Origin of the sequence: Nitratidesulfovibrio sp. SRB-5, from assembly GCF_019931275.1 — a bacterium.
GTDB lineage: Bacteria > Desulfobacterota > Desulfovibrionia > Desulfovibrionales > Desulfovibrionaceae > Cupidesulfovibrio.
Genome location: NZ_JAIOTY010000001.1, coordinates 1,012,973 through 1,025,218, shown reverse-complemented (window position 1 = coordinate 1,025,218; position 12,246 = coordinate 1,012,973). Strand labels below are relative to the sequence as shown.

The 12,246-nt window shown below is 67.9% G+C and carries 10 protein-coding genes and 1 tRNA gene; 5 read left to right on the top strand and 6 right to left on the bottom strand.

Annotation, left to right across the window (positions count from 1 at the left end; genetic code table 11):
- Positions 1 to 134 precede the first annotated feature (134 nt).
- Positions 135 to 1,106: a DMT family transporter gene (locus K6142_RS04035; RefSeq protein WP_190245036.1), complete on the top strand. Its 972-nt coding sequence runs from the start codon at positions 135 to 137 to the stop codon at positions 1,104 to 1,106.
- A gap of 122 nt (positions 1,107 to 1,228) precedes the next feature.
- Here the strand turns inward: K6142_RS04035 and K6142_RS04030 are convergent, their stop codons facing one another.
- The 3 genes from K6142_RS04030 to K6142_RS04020 form a co-directional block, all read right to left on the bottom strand.
- Positions 1,229 to 2,179 carry a J domain-containing protein gene (locus K6142_RS04030; RefSeq protein WP_190245035.1) on the bottom strand — a complete coding sequence of 317 codons (951 nt, stop codon included), beginning with the start codon at positions 2,177 to 2,179 and terminating at the stop codon, positions 1,229 to 1,231.
- A gap of 103 nt (positions 2,180 to 2,282) precedes the next feature.
- Positions 2,283 to 2,825, bottom strand: a complete 543-nt coding sequence (locus tag K6142_RS04025; protein ID WP_190245034.1) for a YkgJ family cysteine cluster protein — start codon at positions 2,823 to 2,825, stop codon at positions 2,283 to 2,285.
- Entirely contained in the window at positions 2,822 to 3,244 is a 423-nt protein-coding gene (locus tag K6142_RS04020) for a CoA-binding protein (RefSeq protein ID WP_190245033.1), read from the bottom strand. Before K6142_RS04020 ends, K6142_RS04025 begins: the two co-directional genes overlap by 4 nt.
- Positions 3,245 to 3,657: 413 nt before the next feature.
- On the opposite strand from K6142_RS04020, the gene K6142_RS04015 reads away from it, so the two are divergent.
- From K6142_RS04015 to K6142_RS04005, 3 genes are all read left to right on the top strand, one after another.
- Positions 3,658 to 4,917: a M24 family metallopeptidase gene (locus tag K6142_RS04015; protein WP_190245032.1), complete on the top strand. Its 1,260-nt coding sequence runs from the start codon at positions 3,658 to 3,660 to the stop codon at positions 4,915 to 4,917.
- A gap of 179 nt (positions 4,918 to 5,096) precedes the next feature.
- The gene (locus K6142_RS04010) at positions 5,097 to 5,717 is read left to right on the top strand and encodes a TetR/AcrR family transcriptional regulator (RefSeq protein WP_190245031.1); all 621 of its coding nucleotides are present in this window, start codon (positions 5,097 to 5,099) and stop codon (positions 5,715 to 5,717) included.
- Positions 5,718 to 5,918: 201 nt separating this feature from the next.
- Positions 5,919 to 6,437, top strand: a complete 519-nt coding sequence (locus tag K6142_RS04005) for a carboxymuconolactone decarboxylase family protein (protein ID WP_190245030.1) — start codon at positions 5,919 to 5,921, stop codon at positions 6,435 to 6,437.
- Positions 6,438 to 6,619: 182 nt separating this feature from the next.
- Here the strand turns inward: K6142_RS04005 and K6142_RS04000 are convergent, their stop codons facing one another.
- Positions 6,620 to 8,653 (bottom strand): protein-disulfide reductase DsbD family protein, encoded by a 2,034-nt coding sequence (locus K6142_RS04000; protein WP_223290360.1) that lies wholly within the window; start codon positions 8,651 to 8,653, stop codon positions 6,620 to 6,622.
- Positions 8,654 to 8,901: 248 nt separating this feature from the next.
- On the opposite strand from K6142_RS04000, the gene K6142_RS03995 reads away from it, so the two are divergent.
- Positions 8,902 to 8,977, top strand: a tRNA-Lys gene (locus K6142_RS03995).
- A 548-nt stretch (positions 8,978 to 9,525) separates the two neighbouring features.
- Here the strand turns inward: K6142_RS03995 and K6142_RS03990 are convergent.
- Both K6142_RS03990 and metF read right to left on the bottom strand, forming a co-directional pair.
- On the bottom strand, positions 9,526 to 10,551 hold the full coding sequence (locus K6142_RS03990) for a glycosyltransferase family 9 protein (RefSeq protein ID WP_190245051.1): 1,026 nt from the start codon (positions 10,549 to 10,551) through the stop codon (positions 9,526 to 9,528).
- 569 nt (positions 10,552 to 11,120) lie between these two features.
- Positions 11,121 to 11,996 (bottom strand): methylenetetrahydrofolate reductase [NAD(P)H], encoded by an 876-nt coding sequence (gene metF / locus K6142_RS03985; protein WP_190245028.1) that lies wholly within the window; start codon positions 11,994 to 11,996, stop codon positions 11,121 to 11,123.
- Positions 11,997 to 12,246: the final 250 nt, after the last annotated feature.

Sequence of the window (12,246 nt, the reverse complement as noted above, 5' to 3'; positions counted from 1 at the left end):
GGAGGCCACTGTGAAGTCGCCGCCGGGTTGCGGAAACATCACGCGGCCATGCAACCGTTTTTCCGCCCGTTCCCCGCTTGCCATCCCCCCCGCCATCGTTCACAACACCGGTACGACAACAACGGGAGGATGCCATGCCGCTGGCCGGATACGGCTTCGTGCTGCTTGCCGCCGGGTTGTGGGCGCTTATCGGCCCGCTGGCCCGCTACTGCCTTGCCGAAGGGGTGACCCCGCTGGAAATCGCCTTCTGGCGCGCCACGTTCGGGGCGCTGTTCTTCGGCCTGCACGCAGCCCGGCACGGGCTGTGGCGCGCGCCCGTGCGCGATGCGGCCACCTTTGCGGCCTTCGGGCTGGTGGGGGTGGCGCTGTTCTTCGGCTCGTACCAGCTGGCCGTACGCGAAGGCGGCGCGGCGCTGGCCTCCATCCTGCTGTACACCGCCCCGGCATGGGTGGCGCTGCTCTCGCGGCTGTGCTTCGCCGAACCGTTGACCCGCGCCAAGCTGGCGGCCCTGGGGCTGGCCATGACCGGAGCCTTCCTGATCTGCCGGTCGGGCGGGGGATTGCAGGGCGGAGCAAGCGCTGCGGGCATCGGCTTCGGTCTGCTGGCGGGCTTCACCTATTCGCTGCATTACGTGTTCAGCCGCCACTTCCTGCACCGTCATTCGCCGGTCACCCTGTACCTGTTCTGCCTGCCCGTGGGGGCTCTGGCCCTGCTGCCCTTCGTCACCTTTGTCCCCAAGGGGCCGCTGGCCTGGGCGTTGCTGGTGCTGGGCATGGGGCTGGTGACCACCTACGGCGCGTACATGGCCTACTGCGAGGGCATGCGCCGTCTTTCCCCCACCCGCGTGGCCGTGGTAGCCAACTTCGAGCCGGTGCTGGCTGCCCTGCTGGCCTACTGGCTGTGGGACGAACTGTTTCCGCCCTCGGGCTGGATCGGCGCCGGGCTGGTCATCGCGGCGGTGTTCTGCGTGGTGCTGGACGGCGCGCGCGGAGAAGACAAGCGTGACGGGGGCGTGTCCCGCGCCGCCGGTGTCGCCGAATCCCGCGAAATGGAAGAGGCCGGTGAAGATACCGGCCTCACGCGCGGGCACATGCCCGTGGAATGATCGAAAACCGTCCGGCAGCCGTCTGGGGGGAGCCGTCTGGGGGATGCCGTCTGGGGGGAACCGTCTGGGGGATGCCGTCAGGGAAAGCGCGCACCGACAAGGCGCACCCTCGGTTGAGAGCGCTACGCGGTCTTGGCGAGAATGCGCAGATACAGGTCACCCTGCCACGGGCCGATGCGCTTGCCCAGCCCCTTGAGCCGGATGGGGCGCCCCACCACGTAGTCCGGGGGCAGGGTCACCTCCACGGTACGCACCTCTCCCGACAGGCCCTGAGTCACCTGCAAACGCAGCCGCGCCCCCGGCACTATGCTGAGCGCGGGCAGGAACACCGTCTGCTCGTCGTCGATCTGGCGGCGCAGCCAGCCCTTCACCGCCCCGCCAATGCCGTGGGTAAGGTCCAGCGTCAGGGCCTTGCCGCCCCATTCCAGGCTGAGCTTGCGCTTCTTGGGCGGGCGCGCGGCCAGCCCCCCGCCGCCGTCGCGGCGGATCTGGCTGTAGATGTCCTCGAACACCCGCCGGGCGAACGGGTCGCGCAGGATGTCCTGCAATACCTCGTCCTGTCGGCCCTGATAGGTGGCCTCCGCCCTGCGGCGGTTGCGGTCTGCCCCGCTTGCGCCGCGCGTTGCGGATGCGCCCCCCGATGCCGTGCCGCCGGGTGCCCCGGTGGCAGATGACGCGCCCGTCCCACCGGTCCCGCCAGTCCCTGAAGACGACGACGCGGAAGGGCCGTTGCCGCCGCCCGTCCCGCCAGTCCCGCCAGTCCCCATATCGCCGAAGCGTTGCCGGGCCTGCTCGTAGGCGCGGGTGGCCTCCCGCTCGGCGGATTCGCGTTCCGCAGCGCCGCCAGCCGCCCCCATCCCGTTGCCGTTGCCGCCGGGTCCGGCGGCGTCCAGCGTGCGCGAAAGCAGTACGTACGCCTCGTTCAGGCGCTGAAAGCGGCGGGCCGCGTCGGGCCTGCCGGGGTTCAGGTCCGGATGCAGCTCGAACGCCAGCTTGCGGTACGCCTTCTTGACCTCGTCAAGCGACGCGCCGTTGCCGACTTGCAGTATCCGGTAGCATTCCCTCAGCGTCACGCGACCTCCGCCCCTCATTTACCCTGCCCGCAGCCCTTTCGGCTGTTTTGGCGAAAACCTTACCGCCGCCGCGTCTTTCATGACCGGCGGGCCTGCCGACCGGCTACGTGCCGCCGTCCTTGTTCCTGTCGCCCATGCTCCTGTCCATGACCAGGGCGTTGGCCTCGCACGTACAGTCGGAAGCCAGCAGCCCCCGCGCGGCCAGATAGGCCCGTCCGGCGGCGGAAAATTCCGCGTGGCGCACGTCGGGCCGGATGCCGGGACAGTATTCCTTGGCCATGCCCAGGCTGTCCGCATCCACCAGGTTGCCGCGAAAGAACGGCCAGGCCCGGCAGATGTCCGGCTTGCCCTCGTGCACGGTGCAGCCGCGCCCGGCGGCAAAGAACACGCAGTTGCCGTCCGGACCGGTGCGCACCTTCAGCTTGCCGTTGCGGCGTTCGCCGTAGGTGGTCTCGAAGGCTTCGGGCGTCATGCCCAGAAAGGCGCAGATGCGCGCAAGGTCGGCGGGGCTGACCACGATGCCGCCCTCGCCCTGGCAACACTGGCCGCACATGCGGCAGTCGAAGGCGTCGTCCCACGGAGAGGAGGACGTGCCGGATGCGGAAGGCGCGTCAGATGTGGAAGACACGGTATCGTTGACGCTCACAGCAGCCCCCCGGCCATCAGCCTGCGATGTTCCACCATCAGGCACAAATCCTCCACCACGGCCACGCCGCGTTCGAAAAGCATCCGCCCGGCCTCCGGGCTGGAGATGCCCGACTGCATCCAGAACAGGCGCGGCAGGCGCGGCAGGGCCAGCACCTCCGCCGCGTGGGCCGGGCAATGTTCCGGCGCGCGAAACACGTTGACGATGTCCACGTCCACCGACACGTCGCCAATGGTCGGATAGGCCTGCATGCCCCACACGGTGCGGCGCACCGGATGCACCGGCCGCACGTCGTATCCGGCCTCGATCAGATAACGGCCCACCATGTCCACGGGCTGGCCGGGCTTGTCCTTGGCGCCGATGACGGCAATGGTGCGCGATTCGCGCAGTATGGTGCGAAGCTTGGCGTCGAGCAGCATCCTGTACCCCTGAAACCGCATGAACGGACAAAGCCGAAGGCCCACGCCCGCAACCTGGCGCGGCCCCTGCCTCTTTCAAAATCGCGCCGCCGTCTTCGGCCGCGAGCAACAATCCGGAAACATCCTCTCTACCCGGCCTTGCCGCCAAGCGCAATCGCCGCGCCTGCCACTGCAATTGCATGGCGACGGGTGCGAAACCGCCCGCCGATGACGGCAGGCGCCAGCACAGCGCCAGTACTGGCCGCCGCGCGTGCCGTCAGGTTCTGGAGGGGGGGGCCTGCCCTCTTCCGCCCTGACCGGCCACACCCCGCGTCTTCCTGTTGCACCCGGCTGCGTCCTGTTGCACCCGGCTTCGCCTTGGCCTACCCTGTGCCCATCGCCGGAACCGCAGCCGCAAAGGAGTCCCCGCCCCCATGCCCCACGCCCATGCTTCGCACGCCCCTGCTCCCCGCCCGTTCACGGCAGCCGAACGACTGCCCGCCGAAGAAGCCCGCCTGCGCCAGTCCCGCACGCTGGACATCCTTGCCGCGCACGCCCCCGATGCGGGCGGGCTGATGGCCTTCTCGCGCGTGGCCATCTATTACCTTACCGGCACGGCGGGCAACGGCGTGCTGTGGCTGCCCCGCAACGGCGAACCGGTGCTGCTGGTGCGCAAGGGCGAGGAACGCGCCCGGCTGGAAAGCCCGCTGGCCAACATCGTGTCCTTCCGTTCCTACGGCGACCTGACCGGCCTGTGCGCCGACGCGGGCAGCCCGCTGACCCCGGTGGTGGCGGCGGAAATGTCCGGCCTGCCGTGGTCGCTGGCCGCCATGCTGCAACAGCGGCTGACGGGGGTGGCCTTCGTGCCGGGCGACGCGGTGCTTACCCGTACCCGCGCCCGCAAGACCGAATGGGAACTGGCCAAGCTGCGCCTGGCCGGTGCCCGTCACCACGAATGCCTGCACGACGTGCTGCCCGGCCTGCTGCGCCCCGGCATGACCGAGCGCGAGATTTCGCACCTGTCATGGCAGGTGTTCTTCAGCCGGGGGCACGGCGGGCTCATGCGCATGGGCGCGCCGGGCGAGGAATGCTTTCTGGGGCACATCGCCGCTGGCGAAAACGGCAACTACCCCAGCCATTTCAACGGCCCGCTGGGGCTCAAGGGCGAGCACCCTGCCATCCCGTTCATGGGGTACGCGGGCTCGGTATGGCGGCATGGCACCCCGCTGGCGCTGGACATCGGCTTCTGCCTCGAAGGATACCATACCGACAAGACCCAGTTGTACTGGGCGGGCAACGCGGCCTCCATCCCCGACGCGGTGCGCCGCGCCCACGACCTGTGCATCGAGGTGCAGGCCCGTGCGGCGGAACGGCTGCGCCCCGGCGAAATCCCCTCGGACATCTGGCGGTCCACGCTGGATATCGTGGAATGCGCGGGCCTGTCCGAAGGGTTCATGGGGCTGGGCTCCAACAAGGTCACCTTTCTGGGGCACGGCATCGGCCTGACCATCGACGAGTACCCGGTCATCGCCCACCGCTTCGACGAGCCGCTGGAAGAAGGCATGACCATCGCCCTGGAACCCAAGATGGGCATTGCCGGAGTGGGCATGGTGGGGGTGGAGAACACCTTCGAGGTTGCCGACGGGGGTGGTCGCGCCCTGACCGGCACGGCCTACGACATGGTCTGCGTATAGCGCCCGCGCCGCCGCCCGAACCTCCGTCCCCCGCCACGTCCCGGACAGGTCGCAACCCGGCCCTCCACGCTCTGGCCAAAACCTATCCCGCCCGTCATCTACAGGTCGCCCGAGCATGCAGTTCGGGCGACCTTTTTTTCGCTTGACCCGCACTAGACGACTGGTCTACTAGAAAACCCATGAAACGCGACGCACGCAGAGCCATCCTGGACGCCGGGGCCGAACTGGTCCACCGCAAGGGATTCAACAACACCGGCATCAAGGAAGTCCTCGACCTGGCCCAAGTGCCCAAGGGTTCGTTCTATTTCTACTTTCCCAGCAAGGAAGAGTTCGGACTGGCGCTCATCGACCACTACCGCGAGGTGCGCACTCCGGCCCTGATCCAGGTGCTGCGCGATGCCGAAACGCCCCCGCTGGACCGGTTGCGTCGGTTCTTCGAACTGGCCCGCCAACGCTACCAGGAATGGGGCTTCGAGCGCGGCTGCCCCTTCGGCAACCTGGCCCAGGAAATGTGCGATCTTTCGCCAGCCATCTGCGAAAAGCTGCGCGAGGTGCTGGGCGGCCTGTCGAGGGCCATGGGCGACATCCTGCACGAGGCCGCCACACGCGGCGAACTGGCCCCCGGCCTGGAGCCGTACGAGACCGCCGCCTTCGTCATGGACGCCTGGGAAGGGGCCATCCTGCGCATGAAGGCGGAAAAGAACGTCCAGCCCCTGCTGCGGCTGGAACACATGGTTTTTGCCCGCCTTCTGACCGATACCCGGAACGCCGCCCCCAATCAGCCCGATCACCACGGTTAGCCCGACAGGAACGATCAACCGGACACATCCGGCGGGCTGGCGTCCACACTGGCGTGGCCGACCTTCACGCCCCCTGCCGCGACAGGACCGCACACCGCACCGCCGCCCGCTGAAACAGTGACACCACCCCACAGGGAACATCCGGCCATCCAGATAGACGACCGGTCTACTACAAAACCCGCCGAAACAAAGGAGCCTTACATGTATCTGGTGAACACCGTGGAACGCGACAAGGCCGAAGGCATCGTGGCAGACACCTACGCCCTGGTTCCCGCGCAGATCGACATTCCCGTGCCCATGCGCCTTCTGAGCGTCAGCCCCGGCCTGATGGAGCGTCAGGCCAACATGATCCGCTATTTCCGCCATCACGACCGGGTGTCTCCCCCGCTGCTGGCGTCCATCCGCTACGTGGCCTCGGAAAAGTTCGCCTATGCCCCGTGCGCCGTATTCAACCACGACCTGCTGCGCATGCAGGGCATGAGCGAGGACGACATCGCCAGCCTGTCCTGCAAGCCCGCCGAAACCCCGCTGGACGAAACCGAAAGCGCCCTGCTGGCCTTCGTGACCAGGGCGGTCAACGAACCGGCCACGGTCACCCGTGCCCACATCGAGGCGCTGGTGGAACTGGGCTGGCGCGAGTCGGACGTGGTGGACGCCGTGCAGGTGGCCTCGAACATGCTGGGCATGTCGTTGATGTACCGCACCTTCGTCCGGGATTAGCCCGTACCGAACGGCAGCCTGCCGCACGCATCGCACCGGCGCGCCGCTCCTCTCGGCGGCGCGCGAAAAACGCCGTCCGGGGAATTCCCCGGACGGCGCATCGCATTCAGGCCTGCTCACCGGCCCTGCGGCCAACCACGGCTCAGCCCACGGCTCAATCGGCCCACGGCTCAGCCCACGGCTCAATCGGCCCACTCCTGCTTCGGCTTGCCGAAGGCCTCCAACAGGGCCTGTTCCATCTGTCCGGTGGTGAACAGGTCGCGCAAGACCACCGGCGAGGCAGACAACAGCCCCTTGGGGAACAGCGCCACCACGGGAATGCTGCTGCTGCCCAGCGAGCGCAGCAGGGCCTGGGCCTCGGGTGATTCCGCCGTCAGGTCCACGCGCACCAGCCGGGCGCCATACCGGCGTGACCATTCGGACACCGCCCCGCTGGACAGGGTGGTCTGTTCCAGCAGCTTGCAGTTGGGGCACCAGTCGGCGGTAAAGTCCACGATGAGCGGCTCGCGCCCCAGCATGGCCCGGAAAGTGGCGGGTTCAAAGGGTTCCCAGCGGGCAGGCGGGGCCGAAGGGGCAAAGGCCAACCACACCGCCACCGCCACCAGCGCCGGAGCGGTCAGCCGTACCATCGTCCGGCGGCGCGGCGAGGCGTCAAGCCCGCCCCAGCGCCCCCATATCCACGCGGCAAAGGCCACAGCCAGCAGGGTCACCAGCGCGGGCATCAGCCAGGCATCAGGCAGGATGGTCAGCAGGTACACCGCGGTGCCCATCAGGAAAAAGCCCACCAGTTGCTCCAGCGTGCCGGTCCACGCGCCGGGCCGGGGAAAATGGCGCACCAGTCCCGGACGGGCCGCCAGCACCAGGTACGGCAGGGCCATGCCCATGCCCACCGAGGTGAACACGAAGGCCATGATCTCCGGCGGCTGCTGAAAGGCCCAGCCCAGCACGCCGCCCAGCAGCGGGCCGCTGCACGGGGTGGCCAGCAGGGTAGCCACCAGACCGGTAAAGAACGGCTGCGCACGGCCTGAACCGCCCGCTCCCACCGCCTTCAGGTCCAGCACGGGCAAAGTGAACAGCCCGAACATGCTCAGTCCAAGGCCAAACACCACCATCAGCAGCCCCATGACCACGCCGGGCCGCTGGAACAGTTGCCCCCAGGCCAGGCCCGCACCGCCCAGGATGAAGGCCAGCAACAGGAACCAGGCCATGATCCCCGCCGCGAACAACAGGTTGTGCTCGCGGAAGTGCGCCCGGCGCTCCTCGTCGCCCCCCAGGCCCGCCACGGCCACGAAGCCGCTCAGCTTCAGGCTGATCACCGGCAGCACGCAGGGCATCAGGTTCAGCAGCAGGCCCGCCAGCAGGCCCAGCAGCAACGCCTTGCCCAGGCCGGAAACCTCCAGTTCGGGCACCTGGTAGCGCGGCGCGAAATTCCAGTGGATGGTGCCGGGCAGGGAGCCGGACACCGCACCTTCCGTGGCGTTGGCGGCCGCCTGCGCGTCTGGCATGCCCGGCAGGGGCACGGAGCGCCCTCCCTTGCCGAAGGGAATGGTTACCCTGTCCCCCTGCTCCTGCGCGCCCTGGGCATCCTGCGTGCCCTTTGCCGGTGTCGCGACGGCTGCCGGGGCAACGGCGGGAAAAGCTCCCGAACCGGCTGCCGTGGGCGCAGGCTGGCCCGCCGTGGCGGCGTCCTCTCCCAGGCGGGCGGATGCCACCTGCACCCCGGGGCGCGCCGTGCGTAGCTGTTCCATCCAGGGCTGATCGTCGGCGCGGGGCAATTGGCCAAGCGCGGCACCGTCCACGCGGAACCCCACCCCGCCGCGATACGGCAGGCAGTTGCGGTCGGAGCACAGCAGCAGGGAAACCGAGGCCGTCAGGTCGCGGTCCAGATGGTCCTGCGGCAAACGCACGAACACCGGCGCGCGGCCTTCGTACACCAGCACCCGCTGGCCGGGAGACAGGGGGTCCATGATCTCGCGGCCCGGCGGGTACAGAATGCCGGGCGTGCCGACGGGAGCAGCGGCCCGGGCTGGCGCGGAAGCCTGGGACGAGGCACCGCGCACGGTGACCACCGTGGGCAGCCCCACGCCGCTTCCCTTGCCGCCGCTGCCGTCCATGTCGTTGGCATAGGCATGGTACCCGGAAGGCATTTCCAGCCAGACCACCGCCAGGACGCCGTCCTCGCCCGCGCGGACCTCTCTGAAGACCTCGACAGTCACCTCGGGGCGGGGTCCAAGACCCGTCGAACCGCCCTCCGGAACGGACAGATCGGCTGCATGCAGGGAAAAGGCCGCGCAAAACAGCCAGACAAGCACTGCCAAAGACACCCGCGAGCAAAAAAACACACCATTCAAATGCATGATTTTATTTTCTTTTTTCATATTTTAGAAAAATATTAAGAACCTTGAAAAAATCCGCTTGACTTCAGAGCGGGTTCTCTTTAGTTTCCCCTTCGCGTTGAGGCGCTGGGCCATTAGCTCAATTGGTAGAGCAGCTGACTCTTAATCAGTTGGTTCGGGGTTCGAGTCCCTGATGGCCCACCAGAGCAAGAGAAACCCCGCAGTGGAAACCCGCTGCGGGGTTTTTGCGTTGCATGGCGACAAAAACGACAGTGGCGCGGCATGAATTCCCCACATGTTTACGTGCACGCAGCCCGGAGTTGCATGACACTGCAGAAACATGGCCCGGCTCCACGCGGCCTAGACGCCACCTGCAAAGCCGAATGCAGGGTCGGATGCAGGCTCGGGCACGGCCATGCGCCGGACCTGACGCAACCCGACGTGGGCGGCACGCCCGCCACCCCACACTTCCCCGCCCATCCTGCCCATCCTGCCCATCCCGTCCATCCCGCCCATCTCACACAACCGAACCGGACGAACCGGACGAACCGGAGGACAACTCCGGCACTGTAACCGCTTTCCCACCGCCACGAAAGCCCGAACACACCCTTGGCCTTATAATGTCAGGGAATGTCCGCCGGGCAAGAGCATGCGGCACCGGAAGCCACGGAACCGCGCTGCGCAATCCGCAGGATGGCATGGCTGCGCGTGGTCATCGTGACCGCCATGCCTGCGGGCGCCCCCCCCCCGCTTCAGCGCGACACGGCTGCCAGGTGATCCAGCATGGCCCGGCACACCGATTCCGGCGTCAGGCGCACAAGGCAGGCCAACTGGTCGGGGTTGGCGCATTCGTTGCGGTTGCAGGGCTGGCAGTCCAGCCCCAGGGCCATGTGAAAATGTTCCGGCGCGGGGAACGACCACGCCCTGCTGGTGGCCCCGCGCACCACGAAGGTGGGCGTGCCCACGGCCACGGCGATATGGCACGGCGCGGAGCAGTTGCCCACGTGCAGCACGGCCTCGGCCATGCAGGCGGCCATTTCGCGCAGCGACAGCATGCGGTCCGGCATCAGCACCTTTTCCGGGCAGTCGCAGGCGTCCACCACGGCGCGCACGTCGTCCTCCTCTCCGGGGCCGAACAGCGGCATGAAGCGCAACGAGGGATCATGCGCGGCGGCCAGTGACAGCAACCTGCCGTAATGGGCGGCAGGCCAGCGCCGGGTAGCGCGGCGGTGCGTGGGGTCCACGGTGACCAGCCGCTGCCCCTCTGCCAGCCCCAGTGAAGCCAGCAGTGCGCGCGCGGTGTCGCGTTCCGTGTCGCTCAGGTACAGGCGGGGACGTTCGCCGTTCCAGCGCACGCCCAGCGGCTCCAGCACGCTGGCCTTGGCCATGGCGGCATACCCGTCGCGCGGGCGCACCCAGTGGGTGAACAGCCAGCGGTTGTACCACGCGGGCGTGTACGACAGACGCACCCGCGCGCGCGACATGGCCACCACCCACCGGCAACGCGGCAACTGCTGAAAATCCACCACCACGTCAAAGCCGGAGCGCGCCACCCGCCAGTAGAAGGCCACCTCGCGCGCAAGGGACCCCAGGTCCTTCTTGTCGATGGCCCACACCGTGTGCACGGCGGGGTTGCCTTGCAGCATGGGCGTGCACTTGCGCTCGGTGAGCACGTGCACTTCCGCGTCGGGAAAGTGGCGGTGCAGCAGTTCCAGCGAGGGGGTGGCCAACAGCACGTCGCCGATCTGCCGCAACTGGCAGACCAGGATGCGCCGCACGCTGGCCGGGGCGATGACGGGAGGGCCGGAATACCCGGCGGGTGGAAGCTGTTCGGCTTCGCGAGGGGGGGAGGAAGAGGTGCTGTTCACGGGTGCTCCGGTCTGGAATGGTGCCGTGCTACCGCCTTGCGCACGGTGCGTCAACCTGATGGGCCGGAGGGTCGGAAAGGCAGCAGGCGGAAAACCGGAAAGGAAGCCCCAGAACCGGGCAAGGATGGCGGGAGTGGTGCATGGCCCGGTACGGCCCGACATGGCCCGGACCACGGAAAAAGCCCCCGGAGACCTGGCGGCTCCGGGGGCCTTGGACCGCTGGCGGCGGCGCGTCGCGCCGGGCGGGAACTGGCAAGCCCTCTTGCGCAGCCGGTACCATGACCGAATGTTCCCGACCCTGCGCGGACCGGCGCGGGTGCCATCCGTGCCGTGCCTCGCCTGAAAGTGCGGTGAGGTCCGTCGCGCCGTTTCGGTGCCCTGCGGCGCATACGAACTGTTTAATCAACCAACATCTTCCGTATTGCCGAAGCAGTCCGGAAAGTCAAGCGGACCGTGCGGCGTTCCAGGTCACGCGGCAACTACCGCATGCCCACGGCCTCGGCGATGCGCAGGCAGGTATCGGCGCGGTTCAGCGTGTACAGATGGATGCCCGGCGCACCGCCGTCCAGCAGCGAGCGAATCTGCTGTTGGGCAAAGGCGATGCCCGCTTCCTTCACGGCTTCCGCCCCGCCCTTCTCGTTGGCGGCGTCCAGTTCCAGATACAGCTTGCCGGGGATGTTGGCCCCGCACAGCGAAAGGATGCGCCGCACCGACTCCAGGCTCTGGATGGGCAGGATGCCCGGCAGCACCGGCACGGTCACGCCCATGGCGCGCAGCCGCTCCACGAAGTCGAAATACTCGCGCACATCGAAGAACAGCTGGGTGACGATGAAGTCCGCCCCGGCGTTGACCTTGTCCGCCGTATGGCGCAGGTCGCTGGCGAAGCTGGGCGACTCGGGGTGGGCCGCCGGATACCCGGCCACGCCCACGCCCATTTCGGGCTGTTCGTTGCGGGTAAAGCGCACCAGGTCAGCGGCGTAGCGGAATTCCGCCGTGCCCCAGTCGATGTCCTGTCCCTTGGGGGCATCGCCGCGCAGGGCCAGCACGTTGTCCACGTTCACTTCGCGCAGGCGGCGCAGGTAGTCGGCGATGCGCTCGCGCGTGGCGCCCACGCAGGTCAGGTGGGCCATGGGCTCAAGGCCCATGACGTTCTTGAGGTGCGAGGTGATTTCCAGCGTGTTGTCCTGGGTGGAACCGCCCGCCCCATAGGTGACCGAGGCGAACAGCGGGTTCAAGGCCTTCAGCCGCTCCACGGTGGCGAAAAAGCCGGGCCAGTTCTCCCGCTCCTTGGGGGGAAAGAATTCCAGCGAATAAAAGGGCCGGGTGCTGGCGGCGATGCGGTCTCTGATCTTCACGGCGTATCCTTTGCTGCCTGGGGCTGGCGTCTGCGGGTGCTGTCGTGTGGGGGCGGGGCGCGCAGGGTGCGCATACCGGGCCGGATGAATTCGGGGCCGGATGAACTCCGGTCCGGATGAGCTTGGGGTTGGCCGAACCCGGCCTGCTCAAGCCCGTCATGACCGGCCCTTTTTCCCATCGCTTCACGTGATGGACCGACTCTATATCAAGCTATCTTGATATGTCAATATTGAAATGTGACCATGCCGC